Source organism: Bacillus sp. 01N45 (genome assembly GCF_056399205.1).
Map to the genome: position 1 here is coordinate 149,376 of NZ_JBFTQW010000006.1, position 23,119 is coordinate 172,494.

At 37.1% G+C, this 23,119-nt stretch carries 20 protein-coding genes and 1 pseudogene; 15 read left to right on the forward strand and 6 right to left on the reverse strand.

Annotated elements, in window-relative coordinates; translation table 11 throughout:
- Window positions 1–555: 555 nt before the first annotated feature.
- A complete protein-coding gene (gene map, locus AC1DMU_RS15925; RefSeq protein WP_097889515.1) occupies window positions 556–1,350 on the reverse strand; it encodes a type I methionyl aminopeptidase in 795 nt (264 codons plus the stop codon).
- A gap of 157 nt (window positions 1,351–1,507) precedes the next feature.
- Between map and AC1DMU_RS15930 the strand changes: the two genes are divergently transcribed.
- Genes AC1DMU_RS15930 through AC1DMU_RS15945 form a run of 4 tightly spaced genes read left to right on the forward strand, consistent with a single transcriptional unit; the run spans window position 1,508 to window position 4,871 of the window.
- Window positions 1,508–2,410, forward strand: a complete 903-nt coding sequence (locus tag AC1DMU_RS15930; RefSeq protein ID WP_088064875.1) for an ABC transporter ATP-binding protein — start codon at window positions 1,508–1,510, stop codon at window positions 2,408–2,410.
- A complete protein-coding gene (locus AC1DMU_RS15935) occupies window positions 2,407–3,141 on the forward strand; it encodes an ABC transporter permease (protein ID WP_064470371.1) in 735 nt (244 codons plus the stop codon). Before AC1DMU_RS15930 ends, AC1DMU_RS15935 begins: the two co-directional genes overlap by 4 nt.
- Window positions 3,142–4,272: a sensor histidine kinase gene (locus AC1DMU_RS15940; protein WP_476941531.1), complete on the forward strand. Its 1,131-nt coding sequence runs from the start codon at window positions 3,142–3,144 to the stop codon at window positions 4,270–4,272.
- A complete protein-coding gene (locus tag AC1DMU_RS15945) occupies window positions 4,269–4,871 on the forward strand; it encodes a response regulator transcription factor (protein ID WP_000619265.1) in 603 nt (200 codons plus the stop codon). The genes AC1DMU_RS15940 and AC1DMU_RS15945 overlap by 4 nt, the downstream gene beginning before the upstream one ends.
- A 31-nt stretch (window positions 4,872–4,902) precedes the next feature.
- On the opposite strand, the pseudogene AC1DMU_RS15950 reads toward AC1DMU_RS15945, so the two are convergent.
- A pseudogene (locus AC1DMU_RS15950) lies at window positions 4,903–5,449 on the reverse strand (M4 family metallopeptidase); the annotation flags it as partial.
- Between the two features lie 168 nt (window positions 5,450–5,617).
- Between AC1DMU_RS15950 and AC1DMU_RS15955 the strand changes: the two are divergent.
- On the forward strand, window positions 5,618–6,481 hold the full coding sequence (locus tag AC1DMU_RS15955) for a helix-turn-helix domain-containing protein (protein ID WP_063222538.1): 864 nt from the start codon (window positions 5,618–5,620) through the stop codon (window positions 6,479–6,481).
- Window positions 6,482–6,564: 83 nt separating this feature from the next.
- A complete protein-coding gene (locus AC1DMU_RS15960) occupies window positions 6,565–6,702 on the forward strand; it encodes a quorum-sensing peptide PapR (RefSeq protein WP_063222537.1) in 138 nt (45 codons plus the stop codon).
- A 16-nt stretch (window positions 6,703–6,718) separates the two neighbouring features.
- Here AC1DMU_RS15960 and AC1DMU_RS15965 read toward each other — a convergent pair whose 3' ends face one another.
- The 3 genes from AC1DMU_RS15965 to cls all read right to left on the reverse strand — a co-directional run bounded on the left by AC1DMU_RS15965 (window position 6,719) and on the right by cls (window position 11,705).
- Complete coding sequence (locus AC1DMU_RS15965; protein ID WP_088064873.1) at window positions 6,719–9,397, reverse strand: DUF4084 domain-containing protein; 2,679 nt, start codon at window positions 9,395–9,397, stop codon at window positions 6,719–6,721.
- A 128-nt stretch (window positions 9,398–9,525) separates the two neighbouring features.
- Window positions 9,526–10,479, reverse strand: coding sequence for a UV DNA damage repair endonuclease UvsE (uvsE, locus tag AC1DMU_RS15970; protein ID WP_142291833.1), 954 nt, complete (start codon window positions 10,477–10,479; stop codon window positions 9,526–9,528).
- Between the two features lie 32 nt (window positions 10,480–10,511).
- Complete coding sequence (gene cls, locus AC1DMU_RS15975) at window positions 10,512–11,705, reverse strand: cardiolipin synthase (RefSeq protein WP_088064872.1); 1,194 nt, start codon at window positions 11,703–11,705, stop codon at window positions 10,512–10,514.
- A 353-nt stretch (window positions 11,706–12,058) separates the two neighbouring features.
- Between cls and AC1DMU_RS15980 the strand changes: the two genes are divergently transcribed.
- The 8 genes from AC1DMU_RS15980 to pyrG all read left to right on the forward strand — a co-directional run bounded on the left by AC1DMU_RS15980 (window position 12,059) and on the right by pyrG (window position 21,981).
- Window positions 12,059–14,170 (forward strand): (Fe-S)-binding protein, encoded by a 2,112-nt coding sequence (locus AC1DMU_RS15980; RefSeq protein ID WP_001086763.1) that lies wholly within the window; start codon window positions 12,059–12,061, stop codon window positions 14,168–14,170.
- 9 nt (window positions 14,171–14,179) lie between these two features.
- Window positions 14,180–15,463: an acetyl-CoA C-acetyltransferase gene (locus AC1DMU_RS15985; RefSeq protein WP_098230433.1), complete on the forward strand. Its 1,284-nt coding sequence runs from the start codon at window positions 14,180–14,182 to the stop codon at window positions 15,461–15,463.
- 56 nt (window positions 15,464–15,519) lie between these two features.
- Complete coding sequence (locus AC1DMU_RS15990; protein WP_000538863.1) at window positions 15,520–16,371, forward strand: 3-hydroxybutyryl-CoA dehydrogenase; 852 nt, start codon at window positions 15,520–15,522, stop codon at window positions 16,369–16,371.
- Window positions 16,372–16,443: 72 nt separating this feature from the next.
- The gene (locus AC1DMU_RS15995) at window positions 16,444–17,574 is read left to right on the forward strand and encodes an acyl-CoA dehydrogenase (protein WP_087985984.1); all 1,131 of its coding nucleotides are present in this window, start codon (window positions 16,444–16,446) and stop codon (window positions 17,572–17,574) included.
- 21 nt (window positions 17,575–17,595) lie between these two features.
- Window positions 17,596–18,735: an acyl-CoA dehydrogenase AcdA gene (acdA, locus tag AC1DMU_RS16000; RefSeq protein ID WP_088064870.1), complete on the forward strand. Its 1,140-nt coding sequence runs from the start codon at window positions 17,596–17,598 to the stop codon at window positions 18,733–18,735.
- 66 nt (window positions 18,736–18,801) lie between these two features.
- Complete coding sequence (locus AC1DMU_RS16005; protein WP_048542708.1) at window positions 18,802–19,431, forward strand: TetR/AcrR family transcriptional regulator; 630 nt, start codon at window positions 18,802–18,804, stop codon at window positions 19,429–19,431.
- 154 nt (window positions 19,432–19,585) lie between these two features.
- Complete coding sequence (rpoE, locus tag AC1DMU_RS16010; protein WP_048542705.1) at window positions 19,586–20,116, forward strand: DNA-directed RNA polymerase subunit delta; 531 nt, start codon at window positions 19,586–19,588, stop codon at window positions 20,114–20,116.
- A gap of 257 nt (window positions 20,117–20,373) precedes the next feature.
- Entirely contained in the window at window positions 20,374–21,981 is a 1,608-nt protein-coding gene (gene pyrG / locus AC1DMU_RS16015) for a CTP synthase (RefSeq protein WP_000170450.1), read from the forward strand.
- Window positions 21,982–22,012: 31 nt separating this feature from the next.
- Here pyrG and AC1DMU_RS16020 read toward each other — a convergent pair whose 3' ends face one another.
- Window positions 22,013–22,537 carry a DUF2529 domain-containing protein gene (locus tag AC1DMU_RS16020; RefSeq protein ID WP_088064869.1) on the reverse strand — a complete coding sequence of 175 codons (525 nt, stop codon included), beginning with the start codon at window positions 22,535–22,537 and terminating at the stop codon, window positions 22,013–22,015.
- 202 nt (window positions 22,538–22,739) lie between these two features.
- On the opposite strand from AC1DMU_RS16020, the gene spo0F reads away from it, so the two are divergent.
- Window positions 22,740–23,108, forward strand: a complete 369-nt coding sequence (gene spo0F / locus AC1DMU_RS16025) for a sporulation initiation phosphotransferase Spo0F (RefSeq protein ID WP_000398593.1) — start codon at window positions 22,740–22,742, stop codon at window positions 23,106–23,108.
- Window positions 23,109–23,119 lie beyond the last annotated feature (11 nt).

Below are 23,119 nucleotides of genomic sequence, written 5' to 3' on the forward strand. Positions count from 1 at the left end.
CGAAAAAAATACTGATATAAAGAATGATATCAGACCTTTATATGTGAGATAGTTTTCATGTATATCTAGTAAAAAAGAATGGTTATAAAGGTAAGTTTTACGATACATACTAACCAAGGTAGTGTATCCCTTTGTGAAGGCTTATTTTTGCCTTAAAGTTATGTGGAAATAAAAATCTAGATAGGGTTGGTTTTGGTCAGAATGAAGACAATATGTACTTTGAAATTAGTCATTTATTTTGTCTAAAGAGAGTTGTGCGATTAGTGGACCGAAGTTGAAAGATGATAGTTTCTTACATTGTTAGAGAAATATAAGGATTACAGAATATTCGACTAACACGTTACTACGGTCATTTTTGAGACTGTTTAAACAATAAGAAAGAAGGTGTTTTCCTCCTTAGTTACAATATCTTTTTAGTAAAGATAAGCTTAAGTAACCTCCGCTAAAGATTATATACTTAAATGATAAAGAGTTCAACAATAGTTCACATATTTTCCCAAAAATAAAAACGGCTGTTTTATGTGGAATAAATCTACAAAACAGCCGTTTTTGGTATTAGATTTCTGTTAAGATTATCGGCTCGCCGCGTGTTACGACAACTGTATGTTCACATTGTGCAACAAGGCTTTTATCAGGTGTAACGAATGTCCAACCATCATCGCCACGTTCGATAATGTGATCAGCTTTCATAGAAATGAATGGTTCTACAGCGATAACAAGACCGTCTTTTAGAAGCGCATTATCCATTGGGTCAAAGTAGCTTAAAATGTGGTTTGGTGCTTCGTGTAAGCTAAGACCAATACCGTGACCAGTTAAGTTTTGAATTACATTATATCCATTTTTATGTGCAAAGTTTGAAACAGCACGACCAATTTGGTTTTGTTTGGAACCAGCTTTCACCTTTTTCATCGCTGCCCAAAATGCATCAACCGCTGCTTGGCAAAGCTTTTCTTTTGCTTCATCTTCTCCAAGTACAAATGAAATACCTGTATCTGCATAATAGCCATCAAGTGCAGCAGATACGTCGACATTTACTAAGTCGCCTTCTTTTAATACGCGATCTCCTGGAATACCGTGAGCAACTTCTTCGTTTACACTGATGCAAGTTACACCTGGGAAATCATATTCTTTTTCAGGTGCAGAAATAGCACCATGCTCATCTAATACTTTTTTACCGATCAAATCAAGCTCTTTCGTTGTCATACCTGGCTTCGCTTCTTTTTTCATTTCTTCACGTGCAAGTGCAACGATGCGGCCGATTTTTCGTAAGCCTTCTAAATCTTGTTCATTACGAATAATCATGAAAACCACTGTCCTTCCTCGAATGTATATCTTATCCGATTGTATCATGTTTATTTTCGTCCTGCTACTCGCTTGCGGTATGTGGGCTGATTCCTCTCATAAGGAATACATGACAATTGTCATATCGATGTCATGACGCATCATACTGTTTCCTAAGTTTTCCAACACGTACAATGTAAATATAAGAAACAGCGGGGGTGGAGAGATGGAAAAGATTATAGAAGTAAATGGTGTTTCTAAAACATTTAAATATAAAAAGGCAGTAAATAACGTCTCATTTTATGTGAATAAAGGAGAAATTGTAGCACTACTTGGACCGAATGGTGCAGGGAAAACGACGACGATGTCGATGATGCTTGGATTAAAGGATCCGACGGAAGGAACTGTTTCTATATTTGGAAAGAGTCCCAAGCATAGAGATGTTCGTAATAGCCTCGGTGCGATGTTACAAGAAGTAAGTGTCATTGATAGCATTACAGTAGAAGAGGCAATTGAGTTATTCCGTAGTTATTATACGAATCCGGTAGCGAAAGAAACGTTGCTACAGTTATCAAATTTAGAATCGGAGCGAAAGCAAAGATGTGAGAAATTATCAGGTGGGCAAAAAAGAAGATTAAACTTTGCACTCGCACTTGCAGGAAATCCGGATTTGTTATTTTTAGATGAGCCGACAGTTGGAATGGATATTACGTCTCGAAGAACGTTTTGGGAAACAATTCGAAAGTTAGCAAGTGAAGGGAAAACAATTATTTTAACAACGCACTATTTAGAAGAAGCGGATGCATTGGCGAATCGCATTTTATTATTTGCGAATGGAAAGATTATCGCAGATGGTACACCAGATGAGATGAAGGCGACGATTTCGCGAAAAACAATCAAGTTTTATTCGAAGGAAAGTATTCCTGCAAAATTACTAAAAGAATTACCAAACGTAACCGAAGTACAGTCAAACGAAGGGCACTTCACTTTAACAACTGGAGATACAGATGCAACTTTAAAAGCGATTTATCAAAAGAACTTACCTGTAGCAGATGTTTCAGTTGAACGTGGAAGTCTTGATGAAGCATTTGAACAGTTTATCGCAAATCAGGAGGAGGGAATCGCATGAGAGCTTTATGGATGCAATGCAAAATAGAAATTTTACGTACGTTTCGTAATAAATTGTTTATCTTTTTCTCATTACTAATGCCAGTTATGTTTTACTACATTTTCACAAATGTTATTCAAGTGCCACAAAACGGAGATGCTTGGAAAGCGCATTATTTAATCTCAATGGCGACGTTTAGTATTGTAGGGACGGCACTTTTTAGTTTCGGTGTAAGGATTTCTCAGGAAAAGGGGCAAGGGTGGACACATTTGTTAAAAATTACACCACTTCCAGAGGGGGCATATATAACAGCCAAAATCATCGCTCAAACTGTAGTGAATGCTTTTTCAATCTTAGTTATCTTTATCGCAGGAATATTAATTAATCATGTCGAGTTAACAGTAGGGCAATGGATTGGCGCTGGATTATGGTTGTTGTTAGGTGTAACACCATTTTTAGCGTTAGGAACAGTAATAGGTTCTATTAAAAAGGCAGATGCAGCAGCGGGTTTAGCGAATATTTTAAATATGAGTCTAGCTGTAATTGGTGGCCTATGGATGCCAATTGAAGTATTCCCAAAAATATTAAGAACGATTGGTGAATGGACACCAACATATCACTTCGGAAGCGGTGCATGGGATATTGTAGCTGGAAAATCAGTTGGTTGGGAAAATATCGCGGTACTAGGAGGTTATTTCCTTATATTTGTTGTAATATCAATATATATAAGAAAAAGACAGGAAGCGGTATAAATGATAGAGAAGAAGAGGATTGAGATTTTTCCGAAACATATGGGTTTCTTCCCGTATATGTGGTTCGTGTATCTGTTATTTCCAATTTACCATTTAGTGCAGGCGTCAGGGTGGAAGCTTGTAATTGGAAGCGGTATGTTGATAGTTTTTATTATCACATACCGTCAGCTTTATTTTGTGCAGAGGACGTTCGTTTTTTGGGCATGTATTCAAATGGTACTTATCTTTTTATTTGCTTTATTTTACAATCCTTTCATGATATTCTTTGGCTTTTTCACCGCAAGTGCGATGGGATTTGCACCAAATAAGAAAGTATTTCGAGTGCTATTGTGTTTGTTAGTTATAATGCTTGGGGCATTTTTATTTGTAAATATGAATCAACTAACAACTACAAGTTTAGTAAATATCGTTCCAATGTTTATTTTAATGCTCCTTACACCATTCGGAATGCGWAATTTTAATCARAAAAAGATGTTAAGRAATCARTTAGAGGARGCRAACGARCAAATTAAAGAYTTAGTAAAACGTGAAGARCGGCAGCGGATTGCAAGAGATCTTCATGATACGTTAGGGCACACGTTATCACTCATTACTTTAAAAAGCCAGCTCGTGGAGAAGTTAATTGTAAAAAATCCGGAGCGTGCAAGCGCGGAAGCAAAGGAAATTACACAAACATCTCGTACCGCTTTAAAGCAGCTAAGGGAACTAATTTCTGATATGCGTATGATTACAGTAGAAGAAGAGCTTGAGCAAATAAAAGCAATCTTACAAGCTGCTACTATTGAATTAGAAATAAAACAAGAAACGAGTGCAAGTTCGTTATCACCAATTGAACAAAATATTTTAGGAATGTGTTTACGTGAGGCTGTGACGAATGTTGTAAAGCATAGTAAGGCGACGCGTTGCACAGTTTCTGTACTAGAATCACAAGGTGAATTAATTTTGACAGTAGAAGATAATGGAGTTGGTTTAGCAGATCAAAACCATGATGGAAATGGCATTCGTGGTATGAAAGAGCGCATCGCTCTTATTGACGGGTTTGTTGAACTGGGTACGATCAATCCAGGGACACTATTAATAGTAAAAGTACCAGTTGTCATTAGAACAGGAAAAGATGAGGTGAGGGCATGATTCGAATTATTATTGCAGAAGATCAGCGGATGCTTCGTGGTGCATTGGGGGCCCTACTTGATCTAGAAGATGATATTGAAGTAATTGGGCAAGCTGCGAACGGGGAAGAAGCGCTAAAACTAATTGAATCGCTACAACCTGATGTAAGCATTATGGATATTGAAATGCCAATTCAAAGCGGATTAGATGTTGCGGAAACGTTACAGAAAGAAAAATCAGCATGCAAAGTAATGATTTTAACAACATTTGCACGCCCTGGATATTTTGAACGAGCAATGAAAGCTGGCGTGCACGGATATTTATTAAAAGATAGCCCAAGTGAAGATTTAGCTGCAGCGATTCGTAATGTAATGAAAGGAAAGCGAGAGATTTCTCAAGATTTAATGTTCGGCTTATGGCAGGAGCAAAATCCGTTATCAGATCGTGAAAAAGAAGTATTGCTACTTGCGAAAGAAGGAAAGACGGCAAATGAAATTGCGAAGGCGCTCTATCTTTCGCCTGGTACAGTACGTAATTATATTTCTGAAGTATTAACGAAGCTTGATGCGAAAAATAGAATTGAGGCAATTACAATTGCGGAAGAAAAGGGATGGATATGAAAAGAAGTTTACCTATGAGTGGTAAACTTCTTTTTTTCTTATAAACAAGTATTTCAATAGAGAGTTTCGTCGCAGTCGCATCGCTCAGAATTTGAAGTATATCGCGTAATTTAGATTTTACTTCATTTTTCGACAAAAAATTTGTTATAGTAAGATTAGGTTGTTGGTCTAAATTTTGGACAATTTTACCACTAACAGTTGTAATTACTCCATTTTTATCTACTTTTACAATAAAATCTTGGCAATATACTTTGTAATTTTTGTAAGTTTGTGCAAGGTGAACTTCGGTTTGATTTTCTTTTGTTTCTTTATTTGTAGGTTGGGAATCTACATTCATTTCAGTTGTCACTCACTCTTGTTGAGCTTTAGCCTCGTTTATCTCACCCTTTAAATACTTTTTCGCCATATATTTTTATATCATTTTGAGGTTGTGTTAATTTTTAAATCGTTAAACTAGGCTGAGCGATTTCAACTTTTACTTCATTTCTATCTAGTTCTTGGGTGTGAATAGCTTCTGCTGATAAAGGATAAAGAAGACCGAATGTAACGAAAGCACGGGCAAATTTTCTATAATTTATCTATAAAATTACTAGTCTATTATATTATGTGAGATGGATTGTATGAAAAATTTGCCGAATTTTATATATATTATGCATTATTTCATATCAAAAATTGTCGAATTCACATTATTGTAGTGGTATGACAACTCAAAAAATTAGATTGTTATAATGGGATGGTGAGTAAGTATGAACGCAGAAAAATTAGGAAATGAAATAAAGAAAATTAGGGTGATGAGAGGATTAACACAAAAACAGTTGTCTGATAACATATGCCATCAATCGGAAGTGAGCAGAATTGAAGCGGGCGCAGTATACCCAAGTATGGATATATTGCAAGGTATTGCAGCAAAATTACAAGTTCCCATTACTCATTTTTATGAGGTACTCATTTATTCTGATATTGAGAGGAAAAAGCAGTTTAAAGATCGAATTCAAGTATTGAGCAAGAAAAAAAAATATGATGAAATTTATAAAATTGTTTCAAATGAACTTAAGAAAGAAAAATCCCATCCAGAATTTAATCAGTTTCTTCTTTGGTACTATTACTTATCTGCATATGTTTTGAAGAAACTCGATTTTGAATATTGTATTTTAGAGTTAAAAAAAATTGTACATCAATCATATGGAGGGGTAGATGTATTTCAAGATTTATATATTGAAAATTCTATTGCAATCATTTATGCAGAAAACGATCAATTGGACAAAGCAATGACACTATTCCGAGAAATTTTAAAACAGTTAGAATCATTTAACAATAACCAAGTATTTATAGTTAAAGTTCGATATAACTATGCAAAAGCTTTATGTTTGAGTAATCATTTTGAAGATGCACTATATCAATTGAATGAAGCAATTGAGACTTCCTGTCATATAGGAAGTATGGAGTTAATTGGGCATTTATATTACCAAAAGGGTGAGTGTCTGGAGAAATTAGATTATGCATCAAATGAAATTAAAGAAGTTTATGAAAAAGCTTCTTTATTCTTTGATTTATTAGATTTGCATTCATATAAAGCGGCTGTATTAAAGAAAAAGAAATATTTAAATTAAGGTTGGTCCCGATATGCATATTTGCATATTTTACAAGTATATTTTTGTGATATATTTACAAGAAAAAACATAGGGTGATAAATATGAAGAAATTTCTTGTTTGTAGTTTAGTAGCCGTTGCAATGTTGTCTGGTATTGCCTTTGGAGTAAGTCAAGAGCAAGTGCTAATAAATCAGCAAGATCAAGTACAATTAGCTCGTGATATACCGTTTGAACATTAAAAAACAACCGTCTTACTTAGACGGTTGTTTTTTTGTGTAGTAACATCCAAACGTCTTTACTAGAAACAGGCTTGCTAATAAGGAATCCTTGAATGTGGTCACAGTTTTGTTCATATAAAAACTTCCATTGTTCTTCCGTCTCTACACCTTCTGCAATAACTTCTAAATTTAGTTCTTTAGATAGTGTAATGATGGAAGAGATAATCGCTTCCTCTAAAGGACTATTTGTAATTCCGCAAATAAACTCTCGAGCAATTTTTAATGTGTTGATTGGGTATTTTGTTAAATAAGCTAAAGAACTATAACCAGTTCCAAAGTCATCGATTGAAATTTGAATACCGAGATTTTGAAGCTGTTCTAGTTTGGAAATGACAGATTGATTTTGATTAATTGCGATACTTTCTGTGATTTCGATATCTAGTGCTTCTGATTTTAGTTCGGTTTCTTCTAACACTTTTGAAATAGTAGGGATTAAATCTGCATGGTTAAATTGAACAACAGATAAATTCACACCAACTTTTAAGTGAGAAAACCCTTGATTATGCCATCTTTTTGCCTCTAAGCAAGCCGTACGTAAAATCCAATTTCCAAGTTCAATAATAAATCCGGTTTCCTCCGCTAGAGGAATGAATTGGGCAGGAGACACGATGCCGAGTTTTGGGTGCCTCCAACGAATTAATGCTTCAAAACCGATAATTTGTTTTGTTTTCGTGCTTACTTGTGGCTGATATTCAAGGAAAAATTCATTTTGTTGTAATGCTTTTGCAAGTTCGCCTTCTAAGAATTGAATTTCATTTTGGGCGATACTCATTTCTTTTGAGAAGAAAACAAATCTGTTTTTCCCATTTGCTTTCGCGCGATACATAGCCATATCGGCATTTTTCATTAATTCAGTAACATCGGTTCCGTAATCAGGATACATGGCAATACCGATACTCGGTGTAATAGATAGTTCTTCGTCTTTAATGAAGAATGGTTTGTTTAAAATGGTTAAAATTTGTTCAGCTATAAAAGCAGCACTTTTTTCTGAGTACATATCTGGTAATAGAATTGTAAACTCATCTCCGCCTTGGCGAGCAACGATATCCTTTGAACGCAAGCAACTGCGTAACCTTTTTGCTACTTCAATTAATAATAGATCTCCGACGTCGTGACCAAGTCTATCGTTAATTTTTTTGAATCGATCTAAATCAAGGAACATGACGGCAACATCATTTGCGCTAGTTTGAGCTATATTTAAAATGTTCTTTAAATCTTTTTCAAACTTTCGGCGATTTGGTAATCCAGTCAGTGCATCATGAAAGGCTAAATGTTCTACTTGTTTTTGTTTTTCATATAAAGTTGTAATATCACGTGCTATGCCGAACATCCCAACAACTTCTTTGTTTATGAAAGTAGGGATGAGTGTAACGTGAAGGTAATAGTAATAGCCTTCTTTTTCTTTTGTGCGAACTTCTAAAGTTTGTGGTCTACCTTCTTTTGTTATTTGTAAAGCTTTCTTTAGTAGATCATGGTCTTTTGAGTCAATAAAGTGTAGAAGAGAATAGCTTTCTACTTCACAATAGTAGGCAGTAAATAAGCTTTCACAAGCTGTATTAGATTGTTGGAAAATACCATCCATATTTAAAGAGAAAACGGCATCAGGATGATCTTCGAATAATGATTTATAGCGTTGTTCACTCTTTGATAACGCAGATGCACCCTCTTCTACTTTGCCTTCTAGTTGTGTAGTCAACTGTTCATATGTATCGATTAGTGCTTGATTATCTTTCCACATGTAAAGTTGTCGTAGGAATAATAAGATGAGTGATAATACTAGACCGATTAGCATGAACTTATCATCCCAAGGTTGAATAAGAATAAAGGAAAAAGTAATGATTATACTGAAATAGGGTAATATAAAGCGCACATAATCAAATCGATAATACTTTGTTTTCGTTTCATGCTGCATTGGTTTGTCCAAAATGTATAGTATGGAAGATAAACCAATTAATAAAATTGAAGCAGTATGTACTAAATAAGAGACTTCAGAAGAAGTTTTCATCCCCATGTTTAGTTGGAACAGATGTATATACCCGTACACAAGTATGATAGTAAAACCGATAATTAATGAAATTCTGCTAGCAGAATATTGTTCTCGTCTATATAGGCTAATAACGGCGTAAATTACTAATGCTTGTGCAATAAAGTATCCAATTAAAACCCAGTGATCTGTTGTTAACATACGAAAGCTGGAGAGGTCCAAAATAAAAGTTAAGGTAAAATAAATATTCATAATAACAATAAAGATGCTATCGAATGAAAATTGAGCAAGGCCTCTAATAGAGTAATGTTTTATGAATTTGATAGCAAACCCAGAAAAGAGCAAAATATATTGTATGATGAAAAAGGGCAATGCCTTATATGAGAATATGACTTGATCATATATAGAAAGTGAATGAAGGAATAAAGTTATTTCCATAGTTAGTCCGCATATGCAAGTGCAGAGTAATAAAACCCAAAATAATTTATCACTACGCTTCATTTTCTTAATAGCTTTATATAAGCAATAGCAAGAAAAGAGTGCAGCAAAACAAAATAAGAAGAGAATTCCAATTTCTTTTATATTCAAGTCCTTAGGGATAAGAAATATCCAAAGGGAAAATATAATTATATACATCGTGACAAAGTGTACATATTTTTTTTGATTAATCATATTATGGCTCCGTTTCAATAAAGTTGAATCGCAGGTGGAAAATGCTAATTCCAATCATAGCATATACAATAGGTTGTTTTTTACTATAAAAATTACTTTTTTTGAAAAAAATAGCTCAACATTACAATTTACCATTGTAATGTTGAGCTATTTACTCTTTTTATCCCTCTTATAGAGGATAATTCATGTATTAATTGCAGCATTGCTAAATCTTTCTGTTTACTTTCAATCATAATATCGAAATTATGGTTGATTTTTTTTGCAATGTGTAAGAAAGGCTTAATAAACTCTAAATCAATATATTCAGAGTGAGCCCTAAATTCTTTTTTTGATTTAGGGGAGGAAATGTGAACTTTAGGAGGGACATTTGTATGTGACCAAGTTTCAAAAATTGCAGGGAGTAACACTTCTAGCGGTTCCTCGCAAAGGTTTGCCATGTGATGATGATAATCAAATACGAATGGAATCTTTTCTTTTTGGCAAATCGATAAAGTTTCAGCAGTTGTATATGTTTTATCATCATTTTCAAGCGTCATTTGCTCTTTTATATGTGCAGGAAGTTTTTTTATGTTTTCATGGAAACGTCCAACTGCTTGTTCTTTATTTCCATAGGCACCACCTACATGGATGTTAATATAAGAAGAATCTGCAATTCCTATTGCATCTAATACTTTATAATGATAGGCCATATCTGTAATAGCGTTAGTTGTAATATGTGGCTTGTCGCTTGTAAATAGCGTAAATTGATTTGGATGAAAACTTACTCGTAAATTGTGTTCTTTAATTAATGCCCCAATTTTACGCCAAAGCGGTGTAAATGCACCGATATAATCAAACTCGACTTCGGGATGCGCTGCAAGTGGGACGATGGAAGAAGATAAGCGATATAATGGAATTTCATGCGCTATATTGTAATGAAGAATACGTATTGTATGCTCAAGATTTTGCCGTGTAACATCGTATAATTTATCTTCTCGTTCTTGTTTACTAAGCTTTTGAAAGCTTGTAAATGTCATCGTTTTAGCCGGAGAACAGTCCCAGAGTGCCATTGCATGTGAGACATATCCGAAACGCATAATCATAATGAATACATCTCCTTTATCCATTATCTTTCCTATAGAAAGAAAGCAAGTATCGTTCCTACCCATTCTTTTCCCCTATCAATAAGAGAATGCGGGCTAACATCTTTAAAGGAAAGTAATGACGCATTTTCTAGATCTTCATGGAATTTGTTTTTTACTGTTTGTATAAAATGTTTATCATATAAAAGGCAGTTGATTTCATGGTTAATATATAAACTTCTCATATCAAAGTTTGCAGTTCCAATATCACAAATATAATCATCGACTATAATAACTTTAGCGTGAAAAAACCCTTGTTGAAATGCGTAAATATTACACCCAGCTTGTATTAACTTTCGGCAATATGGGAATTTTGCTTCGCGAACAAGGGCGTGATCCGCTTTTTCTGGAACGAGAACCGTGATTTGGACCCCACGTTTTCGCGCTTTTAATAATGCATTCATAATTTTCTTCCCAGGAATGAAATATGGTGTACCGATAAAGAGTTCTTTTTCCGCACTTTCGATTAAATGTAAAAATGTATTTTGCAAATAGGCACCATCAGTAGGGATAAAACGATGTAGAATGATTCCTGGTTGTTGCTTAGGAAAATAAAGAGGTGAATCTAATAAATTTTGGTTCGTATCGTCGAGCCAATCATGTAAAAATTGCTTTTGTAAATCTTGTATTCCTTCTCCTGTAAGGCGTAAATGATAATCGCGCCATAATCCTAATTTTTGATTATGCCCTAAATATTCTTCTCCAATATTAAACCCACCAATATAACCAATTTTCCCGTCAATAACTGTAATTTTTCTATGGTTTCTTTGATTTGCAGAAAAGAACGGAAAAGGAAATTTCACTTTATGACAAAATGAAAAAGAGACGCCGTGTTTTTGTAGGGAACGAATTGCCTCGTTTGATAAATAATGGCTTCCCAATCGATCGAGTAAAAGTCTTACTTCAATTCCTTCCTGTGCCTTATCGATAAGTAACTTTAAAAATTCACGACTGATTTTATCGTTTTTTACAATGAAGAATAAAACGTGCACATGGTGCTTTGCTTGTTGTATATCAGTAAATAAAGCATCATATAAATCTTGCCCGTATGTATAAAGGTGAAAATTACTTTGACGTAAAGGGAAAGTACGAGAGCGCACACGCTTTAAATGAAGAATCCTCCCATATAAAAGGTCAATTGTGATCCAAAGAGTAACGCATATTAACAAGAGAGATAAGAAGAACATAAGTGAATTCCCTCCTTTGCATTCTTTTCGCCTTCATTTTACTGGCTGCCCGGAGAATCCCGATTGGCTTCACCTTATCCCATATTAAGGGGCGGTAAGCCTCCTACTTAAAAATTAGGCTTACTTAAAGGAATCAGGCGAGAGGAAACAACCCCCTACGGATTAAAGTTTCACTTTATAGTTTCACCGAAATAAACAGCTTTATTAAAAAATATGTTGTTGTATAACAAAAAACTGTTGACTGAATGCTCACTCATTATATAATGAAGACAGGGAATAAAATTCAGAAAATTATATGTTTTTGAAGATTCTAAAAAAGAAAGAGGGCTTACAAAGAGAGGGGTAGCATAAAAATGAATAGCTTACTGATCATTAATTGGCTGGCTGCCATTGCTGTTATTGCTTATGCGGGATATTTGTTTGTGTATCTTATACGGACGAGGATGGCCTACATACAGTTAGGAAAAAAGATTGAATTTGACCGTCGTTTTAAAGAGCGTTGGGATCTCCTTAAGGTCAATGTTTTCGGTCAGAAAAAGCTGCTGAAAGATAAGAAGAGCGGCATTATTCACGTTATGTTCTTTTACGGATTTATTCTTGTCCAATTTGGAGCAATTGACTTCGTTTGGAAAGGACTCGCACCAGGATCACATCTTCCACTTGGACCACTATACCCTGCATTTACATTCTTCCAGGAAATTGTCACACTTGTTATTTTAATTGCAGTCTTTTGGGCTTTTCATAGACGTTATGTTGAGAAGCTAGTTCGTTTAAAACGTAATTTCAAATCAGGCCTTGTTCTTATCTTTATTGGTGGCTTAATGATTTCTGTGCTACTTGGTAATGGGATGGGAATTATATGGCACGGCGAGGAGCTTTCATGGAGTGAACCGATCGCTTCTGCAATCGCTTACGTTTTCTCGGGAATAAATGAAACCGCAGCCATTTCTGTGTTCTATTTCTCTTGGTGGGTGCATCTACTAATTTTGTTAACATTTTTAGTGTATGTTCCACAATCAAAACACGCGCATTTAATTGCGGGACCAGTTAACGTTTTCTTCGGACGTCTTTCAAATCCAGGGAAACTTGAAAAGATTGACTTTGAAGATGAAACGCAAGAAACATTTGGTGTTGGTAAAATCGAAGACTTTAGACAAAATCAGCTTATTGATTTATACGCTTGCGTAGAGTGTGGTCGCTGTACAAATATGTGCCCGGCAACAGGGACAGGGAAAATGTTATCGCCGATGGATTTAATTTTAAAACTTCGCGATCATTTAACTGATAAAGGAGCAGCAGTGACATCAAAAGCACCGTGGGTTCCAGTAGTTGCTTTTAATAATACACAAGGAAATCAGTTAGCGATGATGGCAGCTGGGAAAGGGCAACAAGAATCAGCAGCTACAACGCTTGCTTACGATCCGAGTTTAATCGGAGATGTTATTACAGAGGAAGAGATTTGGGCTTGTACAACGTGCCGTAACTGTGAAGATCAGTGTCCGGTTATGAATGAGCATGTTGACAAAATCATTGATTTACGCCGCTATCTCGTTCTAACAGAAGGAAAGATGGACGCGGAAGCGCAGCGTGCGATGACAAATATCGAGCGTCAAGGGAATCCGTGGGGACTGAACCGTAAAGAGCGTGAAACTTGGCGCCAAGGTGATGATGAAGTAACGGTTCCAACTGTAAAAGAAAAATCGAAAGCTGGCGAGGAGTTCGAATATTTATTCTGGGTTGGTTCAATGGGATCATATGATAATCGTAGTCAGAAGATTGCGATATCGTTTGCGAAGTTAATGAACGAAGCAGGCATTTCATTCGCGATACTTGGTAATAAAGAAAAGAATTCTGGAGATACACCGCGACGTCTTGGAAATGAATTTGTCTTCCAAGAGATGGCGACAAAGAATATCGAGGAATTTGAAAAAGCAGGAGTGAAGAAAATCGTTACGATTGATCCTCACGCTTATAACACATTTAAAAATGAGTATCCAGACTTTGGCTTGCAAGCAGAAGTCTATCATCATACAGAATTGTTAGCTCAGTGGGTGAAAGAAGGACGCTTAAAACCTGTTCACGCTATTGAGGAAACAGTTACGTACCATGATTCCTGTTACTTAGGAAGATACAACGAAGTATACGAAGCGCCACGCGATATTTTGAAAGCAATTCCTGGTGTGAATCTTGTAGAAATGGCACGTAACCGTGAAACCGGAATGTGCTGTGGCGCAGGTGGTGGCTTAATGTGGATGGAAGAGACAGCAGGTTCACGTATTAACGTTGCTCGTACAGAACAAGCACTAGCTGTGCAACCATCCATTATCGGTACAGGTTGTCCATATTGCTTAACGATGATTAGCGATGGGACGAAAGCGAAAGAAGTAGAAGAGAAGGTTCAAACTCTTGATGTAACAGAGATTTTAGAACGCTCTGTTATCGGACAGAAGAAAGAAGCGATGTAATCTGCAAGCATGAATACAACTTTAGAGAGAGGTGCAATCATTGCACCTCTTCTCAACGTAAGAACACCGAGCGAGCGCTCGGTGCTAAAAAAAGAGATGGGGGAAATAGATATGAGTAAAACAGTTATTTTAAGTGCTGCAAGAACACCGGTTGGGAAATTTGGAGGATCTTTAAAAGACGTGAAGGCGACAGAACTTGGGGGAATTGCAATTAAAGCAGCGCTTGAGAGAGCAAATGTTTCTGCTAGTGATGTTGAGGAAGTTATATTTGGAACAGTTATTCAAGGGGGACAGGGGCAAATTCCATCGCGCCAAGCTGCGAGGGCTGCTGGAATCCCTTGGGAAGTACAGACGGAAACAGTGAATAAAGTTTGTGCATCAGGGCTTCGTGCGGTTACGTTAGCGGATCAAATTATTCGTACTGGCGATCAATCACTAATTGTAGCTGGCGGTATGGAGTCGATGAGTAACAGTCCTTACATTTTACGAGGTGCAAGATGGGGATACAGAATGGGGAACAACGAAATCATCGATTTAAACGTTGCTGACGGCTTGACATGCGCATTTTCAGGTATACACATGGGTGTTTATGGCGGAGAAGTTGCGAAGGAAGATGGAATCTCTCGCGAAGCGCAAGATGAATGGGCATATCGTAGCCATCAGCGTGCGGTTTCAGCGCATAAAGAAGGACGTTTTGAAGAGGAAATCGTGCCAGTAACGATTCCACAAAGAAAAGGCGATCCTATTGTCGTTGAAAAAGATGAGGCGCCACGCGCGGATACAACGATTGAAAAATTAGCGAAATTAAAACCTGTATTTGATAAGACGTCGGCAGTGACAGCGGGTAATGCTCCTGGACTAAATGATGGCGGTGCTGCGCTCGTATTAATGAGCGAAGACAGAGCAAAGCAAGAAGGAAGAAAGCCATTAGCGACAATTTTGGCACATACAGCAATTGCAGTGGAGTCTAAAGATTTCCCAAGAACGCCAGGTTATGCAATTAACGAATTGTTGAAAAAAACAGGCAAGACAATTGAAGATATCGATTTATTCGAGATTAATGAAGCATTTGCAGCGGTAGCAATTGCAAGTACAGAGATTGCAGGAATTGACCCAGATAAATTGAATGTAAATGGCGGCGCAGTGGCAATGGGACATCCAATTGGAGCAAGTGGAGCGCGTATTATCGTTACACTTATCCACGCACTGAAGCAGCGCGGCGGCGGAATTGGAATTGCTTCTATTTGTAGCGGTGGCGGTCAAGGTGACGCAATTATGATTGAAGTTTGTTAATTTACGTGTAGGTGATTTTTGATTTATTAACAATTTATATTAAGGGGGAAGAAAGAATGGGTGTACAAAAAATAGTTGTAATTGGTGCAGGACAAATGGGTTCGGGAATCGCACAAGTATGTGCAATGGCAGGATATGATGTGAAGGTACAAGATTTAAAACAAGAGCAATTAGACAGAGGATTGGCTATTATTACGAAAAACTTAGCGCGTCAAGTAGAAAAAGGGCGCATGAAGGAAGAAGAAAAGGAAGCGACGTTAAATCGCCTTACAGTAACGCTTGATTTAGATTGTGTGAAGGAAGCGGATCTTGTTATTGAAGCGGCTGTTGAGAAAATGGACATTAAAAAGAAAATTTTCGCGAATCTAGATGAAATCGCTCCAGAACACGCAATTTTAGCGACGAATACGTCCTCTCTACCAATTACTGAAATTGCAGCAGTAACGAAACGCCCAGAAAAAGTAATTGGCATGCATTTTATGAATCCAGTTCCAGTTATGAAACTTGTTGAAATTATTCGTGGTTTAGCTACAGATGATGAGGTGTATGAAACAATTGAAGATATTACGAAAAAAATCGGGAAAGTGCCAGTCGAAGTAAATGATTTCCCAGGATTTGTATCGAACCGTATTTTATTACCGATGATTAACGAAGCGATCTATACGTTATATGAAGGTGTAGCGACGAAAGAAGCGATTGATGAAGTAATGAAACTAGGTATGAATCATCCGATGGGACCACTTACATTAGCTGATTTTATCGGTTTAGATACATGTTTATACATTATGGAAGTGTTGCATGAAGGATTAGGAGATAGTAAATATCGCCCATGTCCATTATTACGCAAGTATGTGAATGCAGGATGGTTAGGACGTAAAACAGGCCGTGGTTTCTACGTTTACGAATAAAGTCCTCCTTTTATTAAAATAGTGGTCTTACCAAATTATTAAAAAGATATATAGCAAACGGAGGCGGAGTACATGAACTTTCATTTTACTGAAGAGCAACAAATGATGAGGAAAATGGTTCGAGATTTTGCGCAGAAGGAAATAGCTCCCTTTGTTCCTAGTATGGAACAAGGGGTGTTCCCGAAAGAGATTTTGCAGAAGATGGGTGAGCTTGGACTAATGGGTATTCCAGCGCCTGCAAAATATGGCGGGGCAGAAATGGATTTTATTTCTTACATTTTAGCAATTGAGGAAATTTCAAAGGTAAGTGCAACGGTTGGTGTAATTTTAGCTGTACATACGTCAGTCGGAATGAACCCGATTTTATATTTTGGAACAGAAGAACAGAAGCAGAAATATGTTTCTAAACTTGCGACTGGTGAATATTTAGGTGCATTTGCATTAACAGAACCAAATGCAGGATCAGATGCAGGGAGTTTGAAATCAAGAGCTGTAAAGAAAGGCGATCACTACATTATTAATGGATCGAAAGTATTTATTACAAATGGCGGTGAAGCAAGTACATACATTGTATTCGCTTCTACAAATCCAGAGGCAGGAAAAAGTGGGATTTCTGCATTTATAGTAGAGAAAGATACACCAGGCTTAGTTATCGGCAAAGATGAGCATAAAATGGGACTTCTTGGTTCTCGCACGGTACAACTTACGTTTGAAGATATGAAAGTGCCGGCCGAGAATTTACTTGGTGAAGAAGGACAAGGATTTAAGGTGGCAATGGCGAATTTAGATGTTGGACGAATTGGAATCGGAGCGCAGGCATTAGGAATCGCGGAAGCGGCGCTTGCATGTGCGATTGATTATGCGAAAGAGCGTGAGCAATTCGGCAAGCCAATTGCGGCGCAGCAAGGAATCGGATTCAAACTTGCAGATATGGCGACTAGTGTAGAAGCAGCGCGATTACTTGTATACAGAGCGGCATCGCTAAGAGCGCAAGGATTACCATGCGGTAAAGAAGCTTCTATTGCGAAATTATTCGCTTCTAAGACGGCTGTTGAAGTTGCGATTGAAGCGGTGCAAGTATTTGGTGGTTACGGTTATACGAAAGACTATCCAGTAGAACGATTTTTCCGTGATGCGAAAATCACGCAAATATATGAAGGAACGAGTGAGATACAGAAACTTGTTATTAGTCGAGCTTTATAAAAGGACAAGGGGGAGACGGGAATGCATTTTAAACTATCAGAAGAACATGAAATGATAAGAAAAATGGTTCGGGATTTTGCTAAGAACGAAGTAGCACCGACGGCAGCTGAGCGTGATGAAGAAGAGAGATTTGATCGTGCACTATTTGATCAAATGGCAGAGCTTGGTTTAACCGGCATTCCGTGGCCTGAAGAATACGGCGGAATTGGAAGCGATTACTTAGCGTATGTAATTGCTATCGAAGAATTATCTCGTGTTTGTGCTTCAACAGGTGTAACGCTGTCTGCACACACTTCACTTGCTGGTTGGCCAATTTTTAAATTTGGAACGGAAGAACAAAAGCAAAAATTTTTACGACCGATGGCAGAAGGAGCGAAAATTGGCGCATACGGTTTAACGGAACCAAGTTCTGGTTCAGATGCTGGCGGAATGAGGACAACTGCGAAACGAGATGGAGACCATTACATTTTAAATGGATCGAAAATCTTTATTACAAATGGCGGTATTGCTGATATTTATGTTGTTTTTGCGTTAACTGATCCCGAATCGAAGCAGCGTGGTACGAGCGCGTTTATTGTGGAAAGTGATACACCAGGATTTTCAGTTGGGAAGAAGGAAAGCAAGTTAGGGATTCGCTCTTCACCAACAACTGAAATTATGTTCGAAGATTGCCGTATTCCTGTAGAGAACCTACTAGGGGAAGAGGGGCAAGGATTTAAAGTTGCGATGCAAACATTAGATGGCGGCCGTAATGGTATTGCCGCGCAAGCAGTCGGTATTGCGCAAGGGGCTTTAGATGCTTCTGTAGAGTATGCAAGAGAGCGTCATCAGTTTGGGAAACCAATTGCGGCGCAGCAAGGAATTGGCTTTAAACTTGCAGATATGGCAACGGATGTGGAGGCGGCGCGTCTTCTAACATATCAAGCGGCTTGGCTTGAATCGGAAGGGCTTCCGTATGGGAAAGAGTCAGCGATGTCAAAAGTATTTGCAGGCGATACAGCGATGAAGGTGACGACTGAAGCGGTACAAGTATTTGGTGGTTACGGTTATACGAAAGATTATCCAGTAGAGCGTTATATGCGCGATGCAAAGATTACACAAATATATGAGGGAACACAAGAGATTCAAAGGCTTGTAATTTCTCGTATGTTAACGAAGTAGGAGCAAAGGCGTAGGTATTTTCCTACGCTTTTTCCTTCCAAAAAATAATAGAGAGAGGTGAAGGGGATGGTTAAACATAATGTACATGCGTCCGTGAAAGATGAAAAATTAGTTGCGTTAAGACGTGAACAAATGATTAAAGGTGCGGTGCAATTGTTTAAGCAAAAAGGGTTCCCACGTACAACAACGAGAGAGATTGCGAAGGCGGCTGGGTTTAGTATTGGAACACTTTATGAGTACATTCGTACAAAAGATGATGTTTTATATTTAGTTTGTGATAGTATTTATGAACATGTAAAAGAAAGATTAGAGGAAGTAGTGTGTACAGAGAAGGGAAGTATAGAAAGCTTAAAGATAGCGATAAAGAATTATTTTAAAGTGATGGATGAATTGCAAGAAGAAGTATTAATTATGTATCAAGAGGTACGTTTTTTACCGAAAGAATCACTCCCATATGTATTAGAAAAAGAGTTTCAAATGGTCGGAATGTTTGAGAATATTTTAGAGCAGTGTACAGAAAATGGGACATTTACATTAAATAAAAAAGAGATACAGCTTCTTGCACATAACATTTTCATACAAGGACAAATGTGGGGATTTAGACGTTGGGCCCTGCAAAAACTGTATACGCTTGAAGAATATACAGAAATGCAAATTAGGTATGTACTGCAAGGAGCGCATATGTTTCCGAAATAAGGAATAGACAAATTATAATTTTATTATCATATTAAAGTTTCCCGTTTTTTTTGTAGCATATTTGTGCGACTTTTGTTTATAATGAATAGTATGGATTTTTTTAAGCAGACCGTTATATATAAGGTTATATTTGAAGAAAGGAAGTGCCGCATAAGTGAATTTTAAGCAATATTCACCAGAAGAGCTAAAAGAATGTTCAATGATTGAAGTTGTACATAGCGTTTTAGGGGATAAAAGACAAGCAACGACATTCAACGAGTTGGTTCGAGAAATCGCTCAAGTGCTGGGACTATCTCAAGAGCAAGTTAATGCGAAACTCGCACAATTTTATACAGATTTAAACATCGATGGACGTTTCATTAATTTAGGAGAAAATCGTTGGGGACTACGTAGCTGGTACCCATATGAGCAAATTGATGAAGAAATCTTACCTCAGCCAAAACCGAAGAAGAAACGTAAAGTTGAAGAGGACGGTTTTGACGACTACATCGAAGAAGATGAAGACTTCGACGATGCAGACGCAAATGAAGAAGAGGTAGAAGATTTGGACAAGGTTCTTGAAGAAGAAGACGGAGACGACGATGATCTTGATGATTTAGATGAAGATGATGACGATGACTTCGCCGAAGAAGAACTTGAGTACGATGAAGCTGAAGCTGAAGAAGAAGAAGAGGAAGAACTGTAGTTCTTGACTTTTCATTATCGTCCATGTAGAATCATTTTTGGGCTCTTTAAAAAAGGACGATAATACTTTTAAAGTGTAAATATAAAAGAAAATTGCTCCCTACTTATTACTTTATGTGATGAGGGGAGCAATTTTCTTTTTTGTTTTTTGTTTAGAAAATAAAAAGAGTCTAACAATAAGATGGATACAGTGTTATCTACATACGTTGCGCTTTGCAACGGTGATTATATAACAGCAAAATAGGAGGGAGCTTTTTCATGACTAAGTATATTTTTGTAACAGGCGGTGTAGTATCGTCTTTAGGAAAAGGTATTACAGCAGCATCTCTTGGAAGACTTTTAAAAAATCGTGGTTTAAACGTAACGATTCAAAAGTTTGATCCATACATTAACGTAGACCCAGGGACTATGAGCCCATACCAACACGGTGAGGTATTCGTAACAGATGATGGTGCAGAAACTGATTTAGACCTTGGTCACTATGAGCGTTTCATTGACATCAACTTAAACAAATACAGCAACGTAACAACAGGTAAAATTTACTCTTCAGTTCTTCAAAAAGAGCGTCGTGGTGAATACCTAGGAGGAACAGTTCAGGTTATTCCTCACATTACTAACGAAATTAAAGAGCGTGTATACCGTTCTGGTCGCGAAACAAACGCGGATGTTGTTATTACAGAAATTGGTGGAACTGTTGGTGACATCGAGTCTCTACCATTCTTAGAAGCAATCCGTCAAATTAAGAGCGACATCGGTCGTGACAATGTAATGTACATTCACTGTACGTTAATCCCGTACTTAAAAGCAGCGGGTGAAATGAAAACAAAACCAACGCAACATAGCGTTAAAGAGCTTCGCAGCTTAGGTATTCAACCAAATATTATCGTTGTTCGTACAGAATTGCCTGTTTCTCAAGATATGAAAGACAAGCTTGCATTATTCTGTGACATTGATACAAAAGCAGTTATCGAAGCACGCGATGCAGATACTTTATATGCGGTTCCATTATCTCTTCAAGAACAAAATATGGACCAAATCGTTTGCGATCACTTAAAATTAGACAATCCAGCTGCAGATATGACAGAGTGGACTGCGCTAGTTAATAAAGTACGTAACCTTTCTAAGAAAACAAAAATTGCTCTTGTTGGTAAATACGTAGAGCTTCAAGATGCATATATTTCTGTTGTAGAAGCACTTCGTCATGCGGGTTATTCATTCGACACAGATGTAGAAGTGAAATGGGTAAACGCTGAGCACGTAACACCAGAGAACGTACAAGAATTAGTTGGTGACACAGATGGTATCCTTGTACCTGGTGGATTCGGCGATCGTGGTGTAGAAGGTAAAATCGTTGCAATTCAATATGCTCGTGAAAACAAAGTTCCATTCTTAGGAATTTGCCTAGGTATGCAACTTGCATCAATCGAATTCGCACGTAACGTATTAGGATTAGAAGGAGCTAACTCTTCTGAAATTAATCCTGACACACCTTATGCAATCATTGACTTATTACCAGAACAAAAAGATGTAGAAGACTTAGGTGGCACACTTCGTCTTGGTCTATACCCATGTAAGCTTGCTGAAGAAACAAATGCTTACAATGCTTACAACGAGCCGGTTGTATATGAGCGTCATCGTCATCGTTATGAGTTCAACAATCAATTCCGTCCGGATATGGAAAAAGCAGGATTTGTATTCTCTGGTACAAGCCCAGACGGTCGTCTAGTTGAAATCATTGAATTAAAAGACCACCCTTGGTTCGTGGCGGCACAGTTCCATCCAGAACTTGTATCTCGTCCAAACCGTCCACAACCATTGTTCCATGACTTCGTAAGTGCTTCTATTACGAATAAAGAGAGCAAGTAATAAAAAAAGCGCCTGAAATAGGGCGCTTTTTTTAATATTCATTTAACATTTCATCGATTGTAAATTTGATCCCATGATATGCAAATAAAGCTATCATTAAACTTGGGAATCCGTAGCGATTGCCTTCATCGTCTGGAATAAGGCCTTTTAACAGCTTAGTATCAATATGTACATCTGTATATTGTTCTAGTGATTCAGTACCTTCTTGAATAGCAGAGATGCCGACAATAGAGTGTCCATCAGCTTGAAGTTTTTTTGCCATTGCTACAACTTCTTCATCTGTTGAAAAACGGCTAATAAGAAGTACACGGTCTGCAGAAGTTACTTCTACTTCTTTACCATTTTCAAATAATCGTTTTGCTTGCTTCATTGGCTCAGTACCGAATAATGCTTCAGCGACAACGCCCTCCATTTCATTTGTACCATGTAAATAAATGAAACCGTCGCCAACTAATGCTTGAGCAAGTAGACGGGCGCTATCTTCTATATTCATTTCTTCTTTTTGAGAAACTCTGGAGAAATAACCACTTAATTGAGTTGAAAAAATTTTTAACATAATGTTACTCCCTTTCGTACGTGTTTACCGGCTTTCATTATAGTTTATTTTTTTAGAAAGGTGAAATCGAAGGGTAGCATAACAAAATAGGAAACGGTAAAATAAGAAAGAATAGGAAGGAATTTGCCAAAGAATAGCGAAAATTAATCGTTAAGATATAAGAAGCTTTAAATCTTGTATTTACACAGAAAGGTTGGGAGTTATGGAAGGTAAAATTTTAATCGTTGATGATCAATATGGCATTCGTGTGCTATTACATGAAGTGTTCCAAAAAGAAGGTTATCAGACATTCCAAGCAGCGAATGGATTTCAAGCTTTAGATATCGTGAAAAAAGATAATCCAGATTTAGTAGTGTTAGATATGAAAATTCCAGGTATGGATGGTATAGAGATTTTAAAACATGTAAAGGAAATTGATGAGAGTATTAAAGTAATTTTAATGACTGCTTACGGAGAGCTTGATATGATCCAAGAAGCGAAAGATTTAGGAGCTTTAATGCACTTTGCTAAACCGTTTGATATTGATGAGATTCGTCAAGCGGTGAGAGAACAGCTTGCTGTAGAGGCGTAAAAAATGAATTT